Source organism: Micromonospora sp. NPDC005710 (assembly GCF_040630995.1).
In the GTDB taxonomy this organism is placed as follows: Bacteria; Actinomycetota; Actinomycetes; order Mycobacteriales; family Micromonosporaceae; genus Micromonospora.
On sequence record NZ_JBEXYP010000001.1, the window covers coordinates 240,701 to 256,151 of the forward strand.

At 68.4% G+C, this 15,451-nt stretch carries 17 protein-coding genes, 1 tRNA gene and 1 pseudogene; 6 read left to right on the forward strand and 13 right to left on the reverse strand.

Going from position 1 to position 15,451, the window contains the following annotated elements:
- The first annotated feature begins 46 nt into the window (after positions 1 to 46).
- The 4 genes from ABZ406_RS01160 to ABZ406_RS01175 all read left to right on the forward strand — a co-directional run bounded on the left by ABZ406_RS01160 (position 47) and on the right by ABZ406_RS01175 (position 5,771).
- Positions 47 to 682, forward strand: coding sequence for a TetR family transcriptional regulator (locus tag ABZ406_RS01160; RefSeq protein ID WP_357754984.1), 636 nt, complete (start codon positions 47 to 49; stop codon positions 680 to 682).
- A 64-nt stretch (positions 683 to 746) separates the two neighbouring features.
- Positions 747 to 3,872 carry a hypothetical protein gene (locus ABZ406_RS01165; protein ID WP_357754987.1) on the forward strand — a complete coding sequence of 1,042 codons (3,126 nt, stop codon included), beginning with the start codon at positions 747 to 749 and terminating at the stop codon, positions 3,870 to 3,872.
- Between the two features lie 225 nt (positions 3,873 to 4,097).
- A complete protein-coding gene (locus ABZ406_RS01170) occupies positions 4,098 to 5,258 on the forward strand; it encodes a PQQ-binding-like beta-propeller repeat protein (RefSeq protein ID WP_357754990.1) in 1,161 nt (386 codons plus the stop codon).
- 168 nt (positions 5,259 to 5,426) lie between these two features.
- Positions 5,427 to 5,771 (forward strand): YnfA family protein, encoded by a 345-nt coding sequence (locus tag ABZ406_RS01175; protein ID WP_357754993.1) that lies wholly within the window; start codon positions 5,427 to 5,429, stop codon positions 5,769 to 5,771.
- 14 nt (positions 5,772 to 5,785) lie between these two features.
- Here the strand turns inward: ABZ406_RS01175 and ABZ406_RS01180 are convergent.
- From ABZ406_RS01180 to ABZ406_RS01200, 5 genes and pseudogenes are all read right to left on the reverse strand, one after another.
- Positions 5,786 to 5,968, reverse strand: a pseudogene (locus ABZ406_RS01180) (hypothetical protein); the annotation flags it as partial.
- Positions 5,947 to 6,414, reverse strand: coding sequence for a SitI3 family protein (locus ABZ406_RS01185; RefSeq protein ID WP_357754996.1), 468 nt, complete (start codon positions 6,412 to 6,414; stop codon positions 5,947 to 5,949). The gene ABZ406_RS01185 and the pseudogene ABZ406_RS01180, both read right to left, overlap by 22 nt.
- Positions 6,415 to 6,424: 10 nt before the next feature.
- Positions 6,425 to 6,823 (reverse strand): hypothetical protein, encoded by a 399-nt coding sequence (locus ABZ406_RS01190; protein WP_357754999.1) that lies wholly within the window; start codon positions 6,821 to 6,823, stop codon positions 6,425 to 6,427.
- A gap of 158 nt (positions 6,824 to 6,981) precedes the next feature.
- Positions 6,982 to 7,500: a DUF6244 family protein gene (locus ABZ406_RS01195; protein WP_357755456.1), complete on the reverse strand. Its 519-nt coding sequence runs from the start codon at positions 7,498 to 7,500 to the stop codon at positions 6,982 to 6,984.
- 465 nt (positions 7,501 to 7,965) lie between these two features.
- Entirely contained in the window at positions 7,966 to 8,406 is a 441-nt protein-coding gene (locus ABZ406_RS01200; RefSeq protein WP_357755458.1) for an NUDIX hydrolase, read from the reverse strand.
- Between the two features lie 802 nt (positions 8,407 to 9,208).
- On the opposite strand from ABZ406_RS01200, the gene ABZ406_RS01205 reads away from it, so the two are divergent.
- Complete coding sequence (locus ABZ406_RS01205; protein ID WP_357755002.1) at positions 9,209 to 9,721, forward strand: HAD domain-containing protein; 513 nt, start codon at positions 9,209 to 9,211, stop codon at positions 9,719 to 9,721.
- A gap of 110 nt (positions 9,722 to 9,831) precedes the next feature.
- Here the strand turns inward: ABZ406_RS01205 and ABZ406_RS01210 are convergent, their stop codons facing one another.
- The 6 genes from ABZ406_RS01210 to amcA (ABZ406_RS01235) are packed head-to-tail and all read right to left on the reverse strand — an operon-like array spanning position 9,832 to position 12,957.
- Complete coding sequence (locus ABZ406_RS01210; RefSeq protein ID WP_357755006.1) at positions 9,832 to 10,401, reverse strand: kinase; 570 nt, start codon at positions 10,399 to 10,401, stop codon at positions 9,832 to 9,834.
- A 15-nt stretch (positions 10,402 to 10,416) separates the two neighbouring features.
- Positions 10,417 to 11,079 carry a pentapeptide repeat-containing protein gene (locus ABZ406_RS01215; RefSeq protein WP_357755009.1) on the reverse strand — a complete coding sequence of 221 codons (663 nt, stop codon included), beginning with the start codon at positions 11,077 to 11,079 and terminating at the stop codon, positions 10,417 to 10,419.
- Positions 11,080 to 11,139: 60 nt separating this feature from the next.
- On the reverse strand, positions 11,140 to 11,319 hold the full coding sequence (amcA, locus tag ABZ406_RS01220) for a multiple cyclophane-containing RiPP AmcA (RefSeq protein ID WP_357755012.1): 180 nt from the start codon (positions 11,317 to 11,319) through the stop codon (positions 11,140 to 11,142).
- Positions 11,316 to 12,452, reverse strand: coding sequence for a cyclophane-forming radical SAM peptide maturase AmcB (gene amcB, locus ABZ406_RS01225; protein WP_357755014.1), 1,137 nt, complete (start codon positions 12,450 to 12,452; stop codon positions 11,316 to 11,318). Before amcB ends, amcA (ABZ406_RS01220) begins: the two co-directional genes overlap by 4 nt.
- Positions 12,449 to 12,796, reverse strand: coding sequence for a hypothetical protein (locus ABZ406_RS01230; protein WP_196921379.1), 348 nt, complete (start codon positions 12,794 to 12,796; stop codon positions 12,449 to 12,451). The genes amcB and ABZ406_RS01230 overlap by 4 nt, the downstream gene beginning before the upstream one ends.
- Positions 12,793 to 12,957 (reverse strand): multiple cyclophane-containing RiPP AmcA, encoded by a 165-nt coding sequence (gene amcA / locus ABZ406_RS01235; RefSeq protein WP_327031735.1) that lies wholly within the window; start codon positions 12,955 to 12,957, stop codon positions 12,793 to 12,795. The genes ABZ406_RS01230 and amcA (ABZ406_RS01235) overlap by 4 nt, the downstream gene beginning before the upstream one ends.
- A 369-nt stretch (positions 12,958 to 13,326) precedes the next feature.
- Here amcA (ABZ406_RS01235) and ABZ406_RS01240 point away from each other — a divergent pair, with 369 nt between their 5' ends.
- The gene (locus tag ABZ406_RS01240; protein ID WP_357755018.1) at positions 13,327 to 14,553 is read left to right on the forward strand and encodes a helix-turn-helix transcriptional regulator; all 1,227 of its coding nucleotides are present in this window, start codon (positions 13,327 to 13,329) and stop codon (positions 14,551 to 14,553) included.
- Positions 14,554 to 14,559: 6 nt separating this feature from the next.
- Here the strand turns inward: ABZ406_RS01240 and ABZ406_RS01245 are convergent, their stop codons facing one another.
- Complete coding sequence (locus ABZ406_RS01245; protein ID WP_357755020.1) at positions 14,560 to 15,240, reverse strand: YdcF family protein; 681 nt, start codon at positions 15,238 to 15,240, stop codon at positions 14,560 to 14,562.
- A 132-nt stretch (positions 15,241 to 15,372) separates the two neighbouring features.
- Positions 15,373 to 15,448, reverse strand: a tRNA-Lys gene (locus tag ABZ406_RS01250).
- Positions 15,449 to 15,451 lie beyond the last annotated feature (3 nt).

A 15,451-nucleotide genomic window follows, 5' to 3' on the forward strand; every position in this document is an offset into this window, starting at 1 on the left:
TGCCATCATGGGCATGGGGTGGCACTCAATGACGTAGCATCGGGGAGTGAACTCTCGCGCGGACAGCAGCCTGGCCGAACGCAAACGCCAGCTCGTTGCCGACGAACTGCGCGACGCCGCCCTGATGCTGCTCGCCACCAAGGGCTTCGACGTGGTGACTGTCGACGACATCGTGGCCGCGGCCGGCATGTCGCGGCGTACCTTCTTCCGCTACTTCGCGTCCAAGGAGGACGTCGTCGTCCGGTTCCTGGCCGACACCAGCACCGACATCATCACCGAACTCGCCGCCCGGCCACCCGCCGAGCCGCCGTCGGTCGCGCTGCGCCACGCCCTGTGGGTGCCGCTCGCCGCCTGCAACGACCACCCGGAACACTCCGAGCGGGCGCGCGTGGTCGTCCGACTCATCCTGGACACTCCCGCCCTGCACGCCCGCTGGCTGGAACGGCAGATCGAGTGGCGTGCCGAGCTGGCGGCCGAGCTGGCCGCCCGTCGTGCCCTCGACCCGCGCACCGACCCCTACCCACTGATGGCCGCCGGGATGGCACTCCTGGCGCTCGACGCGGTGCTTCAGCGGTGGCAGCCGGGCGACGACGAGCAACACCTGGCCGAGCTGATGGACACGGCGTTCGCCGTCGTGGCGCCGGCCCTCGACGCGCCGGGCGCACCGCCCGCCGCCGGCTGAGCGCCGCCCGCGCGAGTCAGCACGGTTTCAGCGCCCTTTCCGGCAGTCTCAATACGTTCGCGCCATGACATTCGAACGCTCCACGCGCACCAGGCGCGGGACCGCTGTGCTGGCGATGATCGCCGTCACGGCGGCAAGCGTGCTCGTCGGCGGACCCGCGTCCGCCGATCCCGTCCCCGTCCCCGTCCCTCAGGCGGCGCTCACCGACCGGGCCTTCGGCCAGGTCGCCGAGCTGCATCTCCAGAGTGCCGCCCGGATCACCACAGTCGTCCTGTCGGCCGAGTTCGTCCAGTGGCACCGCCTGCACCCGAACGTCACTGCCGCCCAGGCACAGACCCAGCTCGCGGCACGCAAGCAGCTGCTCGACGGCTCCCTGACCGCCTTCGACAGGCTGCTGCCCGAACAGGACCTGCTGCTCAAGTCCGTCGACATCCTGCTCGGCACGGCCGGCGGTGACACCCGCACCTCAGCGGAGATCACCGGCCTGGTCGGGGCCGTGATCGGCACCAGCGTCGAACCGTGGGACACCCGCGAGGAGCTGGCCTCCGGCGCGCTGCGGACCGCCCAGTGGCTGCGTGGCCGTGACGACGCACTCGCCCAGGTCTGGTCGACGCTCCGGCAGGCAGGTGCAGTCAGCGCGCCGGTCGCCACCGCCTGGAACGCCGTCCTCGGCGCGCCCGTCGGGGTGGACGTCACCAGCAGCTACGAGGAACTCCGGCAGGATCCCGGGCTCTCGCACGTGGACCTCGACGCGATCCTGGCGCTCCGGAGCGACTCGGTGGCCTACGTCGCCGCCGCCAAGCAACAACTGGCCTCCCTGCACGCGCAACTGCTCGGCCTGAGCCTGGAGATCCGTCTCGAGATCGGCGAGAACAACAGCAAGTGCCCGCCTGAAGGTCCGCCGAGCGCCCAGTGCACGGCGGCGGCCAAGAAGGCCGCCGAGGACCGGGACAAGGCCCGGCAACAGACGATCTCCGACGTCAAGGCCGGGGTGGGCATGGTCTCCACGATCATCGGGTTCGCCGACCCCGACGCCGGCAAGAAGTCGAAGGTGATCGGCGAGGCGGTCCTGACCACGATCAGTGCCATCTCCAAGTACGCCGCCGCGATCACCGGCCGCGGCCTCGCGGACTCGATCTTCAGTACCGCGACATTGGCGATGACCGGCAACGTCTTCGGAGCCGTGATGTCGATCGTCGGGCTCTTCGGCAGCAGCGGACCGTCACTTGACGCACAGATCCTCGCCCAGGTCACAGCGCTGCGCAACGAGGTGCGGGCCCTCGGCGACGAGATGCGCGCCAGCTTCGCGCGGGTCGAGGCCCAGATCAACACGGTGTACGCGAACATGATGGCCCAGTTCGACAAACTGAACGCCGCGATCGCCGGCAACACCGCGCAGATCACCCTCGTCCAGCAGCAGGTCGCCCAACTCGGCCTGCGCCTGGAGGACATCGCCGCCACCGTGCTGGCCGCGATCGGCGACGCCACCCTGCACGACGCCCGGGCCGACATCAACAAGTACATCGGCTACCGGGAGAACTTCGGTCAACCCATCCCGACGTACGGCGAGTTCATCGGCCCGGAGAACGAGTTCCATCTGACCGCCACGCAACTGGCCAGCGGCGCCGCCTTCGTGGTGCCCCGGACCGACGCCGACAACCCCGCGGTCGACCCGACCACTGTGCTGAACAGCTTCGGCGAGGCCCGGTCGATCAACTACCTCGCCCGGGTCGCCAGCGGACGTGACCCGTCGATAGTCGAACCGTCGACGCCGGTCGGCAACCCGGCGGTGTGGAACCTCGGCGCGCAGGCGTACGCCATGGTGATGCTGCAGAACCCGACGTACGCCGCCCAGGTCAGCGCCGGCCGCGCGGCGCAGATCGAGGCGGAGGGCACCCGCATCGCCGACCTCGCGGCCAGCTTCGGCCGGCCGACCAACGGCAACGCCAACGCCCTGATCACCGGGCTGGTGAACGAGTACGTCACCGCCACCAACGAGCTGTCGACGGCGCTGAGGGCCTTCCGGACCAACGAGGTCCAGGTCCGCTACGAGCCGGACGCCAACGGCGTACAGGTGAAGACGCCCAAGAACTACGACCTGTTCTGGGACACCGACAAGCCACTCGCCCCGGCGCCGGCGAAGGCCGACGAGGCGACGGTCCCCGCGTGTGAGGGCAGCCGGCAGATCGAACGACCCGACAACGTCAGCTACGAGCTGATGTCGACCATGGTGCGGGCACTCCAGTACTCGTACTCGCCGCGCCACGACGAGCCGCCGGCCGGGGTACGGGAGTTGCCCGAGGTCGGCTACTGCTACACGCCGAGCTGGCACCACACCCGGATCACCGACAGCGGTGGCGTGGTCCGCGCCTACGGCAGGCTGCGGTTGCAGATCCACAGCCGGTTCCGGCTGAACTCGTCAGCGGCCTGGCAGAACTCGCGCACCGCCGACTACACCTGGCCGGGCGAGCAGGTCTACCAGGTGTACTGCGAGTTCTTCAGCTGCGACAGCGAGACCACGCCCGAGCAGGGTCTGACCCAGAAGTGGCCTTCGGGCCGGTACGCCTTCGCGAGCGGCGCCACGATCGTGAACAACACGGCGCTGGACACCACGCTGACGTCGACCCTGCGCGGCTTCCTCCAGGCCCGGCAGAAGTCCATGTACGACCGGGTACGGGACCAGAGCACCCAGGTCGGCGGGCCGGTGCCCACCGCACTGAAAAAGGTGAACACTGCGGCGCGGCTGCTTCAGGCGTACACCCGGTTGGGTCTGCCCAACGCCCTCGACGCGGACGACGTGCTGTCCGCGAACCTGTTCGGGCAGTACCAGATTCCGGTGAACATGCCGACCGACGCCAAGGTCGGCAACGCCTACGCCAAGGCGGGCGCGAACTACACCTTGTGCGGGCCCGCACCGTGCCCGCTGGACCCCAGCCGCCCACTCCCACTGCGCGACCAGGTCAGCCTCAAGGTGCCCTGCGAGCCCGCCGTCGACTCGTCCAACCTGCCCGGTGACCCACTGGGTGACTGCCTGATCACCAGCGCGCGCTCCCGCGCCAACACGCTCCTGCAACGGTACGAGGTCTGGGCGGACCAGATGACCGCCGGCCTGCACCGCGAGCGGGTGCCGTGGATGAACGACACCCTGCTGGGCCTGCGCATCACCACGCGCCTGACCCACGCGAGCTGACCGGGCGTTGCCGGCGCCCGCTGGGCGCCGGCAACGTCTTCGTCCCGCAGGGCTTGCACATCGGGTTTCTTCCCGTTTGGACGGCCGCCAGAAAGGGACAACACTGGACGCCGTCGCCGCCATATGATCGCCGCCACGGCAGCCCTTGTTGTAGCAGCGGGGCGTGTCGCGGTGACGTGGTCAGGCACGGTGTCCTCCGACGCCGCGCCAACGGGGGAGGTACGAGTGAGGCACGCAGTGAAGATGTTGACCGCTACGGCGGTGCTCGCGGCAACGGTGGCGGTCCCGGCGACGCCCGCCGCAGCGGCCGGCACCGGCTGGTGGTCCATGTCCGGCTACCTGGTCAGCAACAGCGCGTTCAATCCCAACGAGACGACAGTGACGGCCGCGACCGTCGCGAACCTCAAACTCAAGCACACCAGCAGCCCGACCCGGACCGGCCAGCGGGCACCTGTCGTCGCCGACGGACTGGTCTACACACTCGACGACAGCGGCATCACCGCCACCGACGAGGCCACCGGCGCACAGAAGTGGCGCTTCGAGCTGGACCCCGAGAAGTTCACACTGCCCACCGAACTCGTCCACACGAACGGCCAGCTCGTCTTCGCGGCCATCGCCGGGCACCAGCCGGGCAGCGACTCCTCACGGATCTTCGTGCTCGACGCCCCGACCGGCACGCTGGTACGGGACATTCATGATGACGGCGTGGCCTTGCAGATCCTCGTCGACCGGGGCGTCATAGTGGCCTCCGGTGAAGGCCGCTATACCGCCGACACACGCGCCTACCGCCTCGCCGACGGGCAACTGCTGTGGCAGAAGGACCTCGGTATGGAGCAGCCGGCCTCGGCCAACGGTCGCATCCTCCTCTCCGGGAACGTCGGGAATGCCGGTCCGCTGACCAGCACCACCGTCACCATCGACACCGGCGCCCCCGTCAACGCCGTGGCGGACCGCGCCTACCGGCCGCTCGCCACGGACGAGACGGGAACCAGGTTCTACGTCGGATGGGGGCACAGCCTCCAGGTGCTCGACGCGACGACCGGCACCCTGACCTGGCTGGCCTCGAACCTGTACCCGAGGTTCGTGGTGGTCACCCCGTCCCGGCTGTACGTCACCTCCTCCGGAGGCACCGTCTTCGCGTTGAACCGCAGCACCGGCGCCATCATCTGGAGCAGGAGCATTCCGGGAAGCCAGTCCCAGCGGGCGATCATCGCCGGTGGCGTCCTGTACGTCACCGCCAAGGGCAACCGGGTGTACGCCCTCAACCCGGTCGACGGCGCACCCCTGAACGCACCGGCCTTCACCGGCACGACCGACCAACTCGTTGTCACCTACGGCCGGGCCTACGTCACCGACGGCACGAAACTGAGCGTCTACGGCCTCTGACCCAACGGCGTCTCCACGGCGGTTGATCGGAATTCCCGGTCAACCGCCGTCGCCGTCCACGCCCCCGCCGGCGGGCCCAGTGGTGCGGTGAGTGACCGCTCCGATCGCGCCAGCGGATGCCCGACCTGGTCACCGGCATGATCGCGGGCACACCGGTACCGTCCACGAATGACCGTCGTCCGCTCTGTCCTGCTGTTCGTCGTCGCCGCCCTGTTCGAGATCGGCGGGGCGTGGCTGATCTGGCAGGGCTGGCGCGAGCACCGCGGCCTCTGGTGGATCGCCGCCGGAGTCATCGCCCTCGGCGCGTACGGATTCGTCGCCACCTTCCAGCCCGACCCGAACTTCGGGCGCATCCTCGCCGCGTACGGCGGCGTGTTCGTCGTCGGCTCCCTCGCCTGGGGCGTGATCGTCGACAAGTTCCGACCCGACAGGTGGGACGTCATCGGCGCCGGCATCTGCCTGATCGGCGTCGCCTTGATCATGTATGCGCCGCGTTCGGCAGGCGGCTCCTGATCTGCCGCTTCTCTCTACGGGATCGGAACGTTCGGTAGCAGGTCGTCGTCGCGTCCGGTCTGCGGTAGCCCGGCCGCGGCGGCAATGGCGTTGACGGCCTCGTCCAGTCCCGTGGTCTCCGGAAGGACGAGTTCGCCGGGCCAGCCCAGGACGTCGTGGGCGGAGTACCAGCCGCTCATGTCCTCGGCGGTGAACTCACCGGCCGATCGTCCTCGCCGTGAACGCCCCACCAGCTCAGTGCGTGCCGGCGCAGCGTTCCCGAGAAGCGGGTCAGCAGCAGCCAGTCGGCGTCTAGGATCAGCGCGGCGTCCTCCGGCCGCTCGTCTAGCACCCGGGCCACACTCGCCAGCATCTCCCGCGTCGCCCGGTCGGAGGATTCGCACTTAACCAGTCGGAACCCGATGGTGACGTACCGCTCCGGTTCCCATTCCCACATCGAGCCGTCACTATCTTCGGCCTCGAAGTAGCCGTGGGATCCGGCGTGGATGCTCACCGTGTAACCGCACCGATCGCTGAGGTCCGCACTCAACACCCGGGGCCTGCCATCTACCGCCGACTCCTCAACACCTTCCGGAGCGACGACACCGGCCAGCACATCGAGAGGAATGTCGCCGGCCAGCGTCAAGCGGTACTCCGTCGCCATGGATAGCCCTTCAGTCTCGTCGCAGGATCTGGATTATCGCCCCGCTGCGCGTCACCGCCACCAGTTCCTTCAACCCTGCGATCGGCCAGTCGTCGAACTGTCTCTGCAATGCCGGGAGATCGCCACGCCAGTCGTGGAGGTTGACCACCACCCGTTGAGTCTGCTCGCTAGTGATCTTGTCGGATACCCCGCTCCACACGCCTCGCACGCTCTTCGCCGGCATCGGGGAGTAACAGTCGAAGACGAGTCCCTCGATCAGGTAGTCGGGATCCTTGCCCGGTTTCCCAGAATCACCGGTACCGAGCCGGGCGTCAGCGATCTCCTGCCGGGTCGGGTTCTGGTGGAGTCGATACCCCTGGGCAGCGACGGTATCGGCGCACTGGTTCTCCAGTTCCAGGGAGCGCCGCACGCGTTCGTCCTCTCTCGGAGGAATCCGGGTACGTCGACCGGTAGGCGAACCGCCCGGCTCTCCGGTCGGTTTGCGCGTCCACGCCGTCGTCACGCCCCTGCCGGGGGACGTTGTGGGAACCGAGGCAGGGCTGGTCGGTACGGCACCGCCAGCCCCGCTCAGTTTCCCAACTGTCGTGCCTCGGCGATCGCCGCATCAACGGCCTGGCGGGTCGTGGCGGTGCGCTGAACCAGCAGGACAAGCACCTGTTTGACGCTCTCCAGACCTTGTATCAGCGGCCCAGGCTGCCCGCCCTGCAAGACCCCGACGACAAGCTGCTGCGCCTCACCGACCTGGGTGATCGTGGCGGCCGTCTGGTCACGGATGCCGTCGGCCGCACTCTGGACCGGAGTCAGCCCGCTGATCGTCTCCCCCGGACTGGCCTGCTTCGGGACAGCAGCGGCCACCTTCGCGGCATCACCGACAGCCCCGGCGAGGCCGCCCAGTCCACCCCGGATGGTGGCGATGGCCCCGCGAACCCGCGCCACCCCGGCAGCGACCGCTGCGAACCCGGCACCCGCCGCGCGCAGCGCGATCTCCTGCGCCTGCTGATCAGCAGCGGCAGCCAGATCCTGCGCACGCTCAACGCCGGCAGCCAGCGTACGTAGCTCTGTAGTGATCTTCTCGACATGCGACACGCTGCCGGATTCCTCCACCTGACGACGAGAGCTCAGGAGGTCGAACCTACCGGCACGACACCGACGTCACCAGACGTCACGGAGGAATAGGCGATCAGTGGTCGCGGCCGAGAAGGCGGTAGAAGGAGAGAGCGGTGAGACGGCGGGAGATCCCGGTCAGCGCGGCGATTCACGACACACCTCAGGGTCGGCGCGTGCAGCAGCATCCGGATCACCCACGATGGGCCCTCACGATGTCCCGCGCGAGATCAACCGCAGTCTCCGGAGCAGACCCATGTTTGGTCCTCGGACGGGTCGAATCTCAAGGCGAAGACACCCGATGACTTGGTCGGGGCGGCGCCTGGACCAGCGCGCCCAGTCTCCCGCGCCGGTCGGCTGGCCCGCCCGACGCGGCGATCAAGCCCGTACCCGACCGTAGCCAATACCAGTTCAGACTCGACCCAGCAATGGTCTGGCCAAACTGCCCTATACCGAGAGCAGAGCCTCCTCGTTGGAGGTGATGAACCCCTTCAGCGCGTCCGGCTTGAGATCCACCGCAGGCAGCTCGTCGATCCTCAACCGGCCAAGCTGGTAGCCACCACGCGACGGGTCAGCGAACTCCTGCCCCGTACGGGCGTCCTCGTTGAGCTGAAGTAGCCGACAGACAAAGAAGTGCTGGACCGCAACGCCCTGACCAGTGGGGGCGGTGAACAGGAACACCTGGGCGAACCGGTCGGCCTCGGCACCGAGCTCTTCGTACAACTCCCGGCGAAGCGCGGCCTCCAGTGAGGCATCCGTCGACTCCACGCCACCGCCCGGCGTCGTCAAATACGGCGCCTGGCCGGGCTTGGTCCGCCTGATCAGCATGAGACGGTCTTCCTCATCCAGAAGAATGGCCCGCACCGACGTACGCATGATCCGACGCACAACTAACCCCCATCCGCTCCCGGGGGATGCACCGGCGGCAGCGCACCCCACTTGATCCATGGGTCTGTCCGCTGGCATCGCACCGTGTCCCACCAACCCGGCCACGTCCAACGGCTCCCGAGCACCCACCGAGCGACGCCCATTATCGGCGTACGCGAAAAAGGCCCCGGCCGGGGTGCACCACCAGGTCAGGGCCTTCATCGTTGGTGCGCCGCCAGGGAACGACGTCAACACGCCGTGGTCGTACAACCAGCCCAGCAGCACCCGGTCACGGCCGGTCAGCTGGGACTGGACCCGAAGGACCGGATCATCCACCGGTTACCGCCTCCTTTCCGGTACGGAATGCCAGCCCCAGGGGGAGAGACCCGAGACCAGGCAGGGTCTGTCGCAGGACAAGCCGATGGCGCTGACAGCCTGGCTGACCTGCGGTGTGAGAGGAAACAGGGGGTCGGTTGGGGGGTCCGGCTGAAGACTGACGTCAACGCTGACGCCAAGCCCGACCCCCGCACGGGGATCAAGCCGGAAGTCGTCACTGCCAATGCCTAGGGCAGTGGGTGAAGGTGTCGGCGAAAGCACGAGAACTCCTTGATAGGGGAATGTGGAATGTGGTGTTGCCGGCGTGGTCGAGTCGCCGGCGCCGCCGGAGCGGAAGGCTCCGGTGAGAGGCATTCCGGCGCCGCTCCTCCGTGGTCGCCGTCTGCGGCGCACGCCTGCCGGCCGCCGGGAGCACCGGCGAGACGAATGGACCTGGGGAAAGCGCGCGCAGGTAGTTGACGGCGGGGTGGGGCTAGCCTCTGGGATCATGTCCGCCCCTGCGTCGCGTCCATTGCTGTTCCTTGACGTGGACGGCACCCTCATCCCGTTCGGCACACCCAAGGCGGCTCAGCCGGGCATGCCGCATGGCTACACCGAGGCGGCGGTCCTCGCGGCCGACGCCCATCCCCTGCTGCACAAGGTCGATCCGGAACACGGCCGCCGACTGGAGGCCCTCCCGTGTGATCTCGTGTGGGCGACGACCTGGATGAGCGACGCGAACGACGTACTCGCACCCCTGCTCGGGTTACCGACCTTGCCAGTCGTGAACTGGCCCGACGCCGACGAGGTGAGCGTCCTGCACTGGAAGACCCGTGGGCTGGTCGAGTGGGCGCAGGGACGCCCCTTCGTCTGGGTCGACGACGAGATCTCCCACGCCGATCAGCAATGGGTATCGACTCATCACCCAAGTCCGGCCCGGCTGCACCAGGTCGATCCCCATCGCGGGCTGACCGAGCATGACTTCACTGTCATTGAGAGCTGGCTCAGGCAGGCGCGGTAGGGCGAGCTGCACGTCGTCGCAGTCGCCGTGTTGGGCGGGCTGTATGGCCAGTCGGGACCGACGTTGGCGAACGGTGCGCCGGAACGGCACCGGTAGCCGGCTGAGCTGCTCTACGGGGACGGAACGTTCGGAAGCAAGTCGTCATCGCGTCCGGTCTGGGGTAGCCCAGCGGCAGCGGCGATGGTCTCGACCGCCTTGTCCAGTCCGGTGCTCTCGGGTAGGACGAGCTCGTCGGACCAGCCCAGGAAGTCATAAGCGGCGTACCAGCCGCTCATGTCCTCGGCGGTGAACTCGCTGGCCTGCGGGCGTGTGAGGTGCCGGCGCAGGGTCTCGGCCAGGGACACGTCGAGGTAGCAGAACAGCGACCGCCCGCGGTGGTCGTCCCGCAGGGAGGTCAGCATGCTTCGGTAACGGCTGCTGTGCATGATGCCCTCCAGCACGACGTGATAGCCGTGGTCCAGAGCGAACCGGACGGTCTGCCCGATCAACGCCGGTGCCGCGCCGCCGGGCTTGTCCCGCTCGCGCAGCAGGATGCGGCGCAGGTAGTCCTGCTCGACCAGGGCGCAGCCCCGGCCGTGCCGGCGTCGTAGCTCGCGGGCGATGCTGCTCTTGCCCGAGCCGGAGTTGCCCCGGACGCAGACGAGGATCGTGTCCGGGCTGCCAGTGGGTTCAGCGAGCACGACGCCTCCTCGGCTTCAGTCGTTGCGCACGGTGAGATTGAGAGCGGCCACGGTCAGTTGGGTGAGGTCAGGGAGTTGGTCCTCACCGACGGCAACGCCGCGCAGGTTGTCCAGCGGCGTCTTGAGGCCCTGGAGCCGGCTGCCCCGCAGGTCGGTGCCGTCGAGGTGGCAAGAGTCCAATTCCAGTCCGGCGAGGTCACATGACCGCAGCGCGATGCGCGGTAGGCGGCAGGAGGACCACGTGCCGTTGGTGAACTTGCAGTCGGTGAACGCGACCGAGCCGGCGGCGGCGACGCGTTGGAAGGTGGCGTAGTCGAAGCGGCAGCCGTCGAACAGGACGTCCTTCAGGCGCACGTCGGTGAGTCTGGTGCCGGTAAACCGGGAGCCGCTGATCGCGCAGCGTTCGATGGTGACGCCGGTCAGGGTCATGCCGGAGAAGTCGGTGCCGGTGATCTCACAGCCGTAGAGGCTCCCGGCTTCCCAGGTGCTCTCGCTCAGGTCCACGCCGGAGATCAGACTGCTGCGAATGCTGGCGTCCTCAAGGTGCGAGCCGCGCCACGCGGCGCCCTCGACGAGGGCCTCGGTGAGGCCGCCGGCCAGGTCCGTCGTGGTGTCGAGGTCGTCCGGTTCGAGGTCCGGCAGCAGGACCTTCACGTCGCCGATCGTGGTGGTGCGCATGTGTCCTCAACCTATGTGGGCGCGGGGTAGGCACACCACCCCGCGCGTCCCGTGGTGGGGCTACTTCTTCTTGTTCCAGTTGTCCCAGCCGGGTCGACTGTCGAACTTACCCTTGTTATCCCAGGCGGGGCGGTTGTCGAACTTCGCCGCGTCGATCGCTACCGACCGCTCAGGGTCGACGCCGAGGCGAGCGAGTTGCTCGGGTGCGGCGTTGACGAGAGTCGCGAGAGCATTGGTCATGGTGCTCCTCCTTGAAGGGCGAGGTGATCCGCGGCGGCGCGGACGAGGGCCTGTCGGGTGGTCCGGCAGTAGGCGGTTTCATGGGCGGTGAACGTCGCGTGCTCGAAGTAGCGGTTGCCGGCCTGGGCGCCGCGGCAGAAGTCGTAGAAGGCGCAGTGGTCGGCGCAGTCGTTGAGGGCCGCAATGAACTCGGCGACGTAGCCCAGGTCGCCGGCACCGGCAAGCATGGCGGTGATGGGCTGATGAAGGACGTTGCCGGCGATGAAGTCGCCGTATCGCGGCTCGGTGATGCCGAGCAGTTCCGGTGACAGCAGGACCACCTGCCCATCCCAAGAGACGGTCGGGATCGGCTCGTACGGCGCGTGGTCGACGCGGCCAGCGCGGGCGGCTGCGAGATAGTCGGCCAACCGGTCCACGTCGCGAATCCGCAGCGGGCTGCCGCCAACGCGACGTTCGATAAGGCGCTGCCAGAACCGGTACGCGGCGTCCTCCGACACCGGTGCCCGGTCGGCGCCCTCCTGCTCTTCGATGTTGAAGCCCACCGACTCGCATCCGGGCAGGCCGGTGAAGAAGTCGATGAGGGCTTCCGCGTGGTCGATGGTTTCCGGGGTGACTACACAGATCACCGAATACCCCAGCCCTGCCTCGGCCAGGGTCTGTATGCCGCGCAGAGTGCGGGCGTCTGTTGACGTGCCGGCCCGGTCGAGGCGGTTCCGGTTCAACGCGCCCGGTCCGTCGATGCTGACCCCGACCTCGAACCCATAAGCGGTGAAGAGCTCGCACCATTGCCGGTTGATCAACGTCGCGTTCGTTTGGAGCTCGTGACGCACCATCCCCGCGCGGCGGAGCTCCTCGAACGGGGCCAAGAAACTACGGAACAACTCGATGGGAGTGGCGGTGGGTTCACCCCCGTGCCACACGACGCTCACCGGATGACCGCTGGCTTGCTGCGCGATCGACTCGGCGCAAGCCTGCGCGACTGCGCTGCTCATCAAGCGGAGGGATCTCCTGTCGGGCAGGTAGCAGTAGGTGCAGTCGAGGTTGCAGAAGCTCGTCGGCTGCACGACCAGGGTGTGGAAGCTGCCGGCGACCGCCGGCTGGCCGGTAGCGTTGATGAGGCCGATGCCGTTCACGAGGAGGCCTCTTCGATGCTGGCGGCCGTGGTGGTGCTGACGCGGTAGGCGTGGGTGTGGCGGGCGGGCCAGCCGAGGAACCGGTCGAACATGTCGGCGGCGCTCCCCGTGACGCTCGGGTTGAGCCGATGCAGGTCGTCGATCGCGTCGTGCAGGCAGCCGGCCAGGTAGAGGAACAGGCTCACCGGCTCTTCCCGGTACTCGGCGAGGAGCGCGAGCTTCGCCGCGCCGCAGGGCCACGGCTGCCCGCACCGGCGGCACAGCCACAGCGGGCGCATCGGCAGATGTTCCACCTCGGCTGGCGCGAGCCGGTTCGCCGCGAGACGGCGCTGCTGCCCGGTCACCGGCGACCGCCCTCTCGGGCCTGCTGCTCGAACAGCCGACGCCACACGAAAGTGAGCAGCGGAGGATCAGCGCGCCGCACCTGCCCCTGTGAGGACGTCCACCTGGGCTCGGGGCGCCGGGACTGGCTGGCCATCGCGTTACGCGAGACGTACACCGTCATGCCTCCACCCCCACCAGGAACGATGAGCGGCGGGCTCGCCGGGGGAATGGCGAGCCCGCCGCCGCATCACGGCGGCTGGGAGCAGACCGCCGATCACCCACCCACGCAGCCCTCATGGCGGTACGCAGGCGGGGAGAACGCCGAGACAGTTCGTTCCAGGACGGGCCGAGCCAACGGCCCAAGCCGTGCTGTGGTGCGCCGCCCATCGATCCCTCCATCGACAACTCCCTGTCAGTCGTCCCGACATCGGCATCGACACGCGCCGGTGATCCGGGGTGAACTGAACGTAGGGGCGGCCTGAACGGAGGACCGGGAAAATCCGTACCGGGTCCGGCGGCGTTCAGCGGGCAGGGTGATGGTGTGCGAGGGATGACGGACGACATGACGATCGGCCAACGCGTCGCTTTCTACCGGCGCCGGAGAGGTCTCTCCCAGGAGGTGCTGGCCGGTCTGGTCGGCAAGACCCAGGAATGGTTACGCAAGGTCGAGACGAACCGGGCAGACCTCGACCGGCTGTCGGTCATCCGCTCGATCGCCAAAGCCCTCGACGTGTCCCTCGGCGACCTGATCGGTGCACCGAGCCTGTTCGAGTGGTCGGACGACTCAGGGCGCGAGACCATCCCGGCCTTGCGGGCCGCGCTTCACGACTATCGTCACCTCGCGCCGACGCTGGCCAGCACGGGGAACGTCGAAGCGCCCACCCTGATCGAGATCGAGAAGGACGTCGCCGAGATCTGGACCGCCTACCAGCACTCGCGATATGGCATCCTTGCCCGCCGGCTGCCCTACCTCATCCACGACTGCCTCACCGCCACCGAGGCGTACGACGGAGACGATGGCCAGCGAGCGCACGCGATGACCGCCTACGCCCACCAACTCGCCGCGTTGTTCCTCACCAAGCTCGGCGAAGGTGACCTCGCGTGGACCGCCGCCAGCCGAGGGCTTGCCGCCGCCAACGCCAGCCAGGATCACGTCGTCATCGGCTCGCTCAGCCGCTCGGCCGCACACTCGCTGGCGTCCATCGGTGAGTACACCCAAGCCCGCGGCCTCGCCGCCACGGCGGCACAGTTCCTGGAACCATGGCTCGCCAAGCCCACCCCGCAACTCCTGTCGGTCTATGGCAGCCTGCACCTCGTCTGCGCGCTGGCCGCCGCCCGGGATGACGACCGCGCTTCCGCCGACACCCACATCGCCGAGGCCGATGCCGCCGCACGGCGGCTCGGCGCCGACGGCAACCACGTGTGGACCGCGTTCGGGCCGACCAACGTGTCGATCCACAAAACGACAGTGGCAATGGAACTCGGCGACGTGCAACGCGCCATCGTCATCGGAGCCCCACTCGACACCAGCACCGTGCCCGTCGAGCGGCAGGTTCGGCACGCCATCGAAACCGCCCGGGCCCTTGCCCGGTGGAACCGCATCGACGACGCGCTCACGGCGCTCCTGGAGGCCGAGGGCATCGGCCCTGACCAGGTGCGCTACCACCAGCTCTCCCGCGACCTCATCCGGGACATCCTCACCCGCCCCCGACCACCCCGACTGGCCGTCGAACTCAGCGACCGGATGGGCGTCCGGTCGGGAGCGCCGCGCTGGTAGTTGAACTCAGATCAGTCGGCTGGTGTAGCCAGCCGCCACCAGGCGCTCGAAGGCCGCCCGTACCTCGTGCGGCATCTCCTGCGGGATCGCGAACCCGCGCTCGGCGTACACCTCGATCCGCTGCGTGTCGCCTACCAACATGTCCACCACCCGCCGCGGGTCACCGATGCTGCGCACATAGTCGTCCAGTTCGAGTGGGTTCGACGCGCACACCACGTCAACCTCCGGCCACATCAGCCTGCAGGTGGCGTAGGCCCGACGCTGCTGGTAGGGCCGCGACATGATCAGCACCGACTTCACCGGGATCCGGTGTTCGGTCAGGAGCTGACGTGAGTACTCCAGGTTCTGAGCGGTGTTCGTGGCACGCGGCTCCACGAGAATCGCTTCCGCGGATACGCCCTGCTCGATGGCGTACTCGCGGTAGTGAACTGCTTCTCCATGGGGGAACCGCTCGATGGTCGTTGGGGCGTTCGCGCCGGTGAACACGATCCTTGGGAACAGGCCCTCGTGAAACAGGCGCGTCGCAATGACAGCCACCCCGAGGTCATGGCTGCCCAATCCGATCCCCACGTCGCACGGTCGCAGCTCGTGACGCATGTCGTGGTAGCGCCACAACGCCTCCACGTCAGCCCGGATCGCGTCAGGGATCACCTCGGCAGGTGCCGCTGAATTCCGGTTCATCGGCACCCAACAGGTCCGGTCCGCGCTGGTCCCCTCATTGCGCCAGCCTAGGGCTAGCACGGCAGCACGACCACACGGCACCGTCGTGCGAGGAAGGCCCTGGACCGGTGTGAGCCACCAGATCAGGGCCTGTCTCGTTGGTGCGCCGCCAGGGACTCGAACCCCGAACCCGCGGATTAAGAGTCCGCTGCTCTGCCAGTTGAGCTAGCGGCGCTCG

Excerpts from the sequence above, each read along its gene's own strand:
- ABZ406_RS01165 (WP_357754987.1), top strand. The coding sequence starts at position 747 with ATGACATTCGAACGCTCCACGCGCACCAGGCGCGGGACCGCTGTGCTG.
- ABZ406_RS01175 (WP_357754993.1), top strand. The coding sequence starts at position 5,427 with ATGACCGTCGTCCGCTCTGTCCTGCTGTTCGTCGTCGCCGCCCTGTTC.
- ABZ406_RS01185 (WP_357754996.1), bottom strand. The coding sequence starts at position 6,414 with ATGGCGACGGAGTACCGCTTGACGCTGGCCGGCGACATTCCTCTCGAT.
- ABZ406_RS01205 (WP_357755002.1), top strand. The coding sequence starts at position 9,209 with ATGTCCGCCCCTGCGTCGCGTCCATTGCTGTTCCTTGACGTGGACGGC.
- ABZ406_RS01215 (WP_357755009.1), bottom strand. The coding sequence starts at position 11,079 with ATGCGCACCACCACGATCGGCGACGTGAAGGTCCTGCTGCCGGACCTC.
- amcA (WP_357755012.1), bottom strand. The coding sequence starts at position 11,319 with ATGACCAATGCTCTCGCGACTCTCGTCAACGCCGCACCCGAGCAACTC.
- amcA (WP_327031735.1), bottom strand. The coding sequence starts at position 12,957 with ATGACGGTGTACGTCTCGCGTAACGCGATGGCCAGCCAGTCCCGGCGC.
- ABZ406_RS01240 (WP_357755018.1), top strand. The coding sequence starts at position 13,327 with ATGACGGACGACATGACGATCGGCCAACGCGTCGCTTTCTACCGGCGC.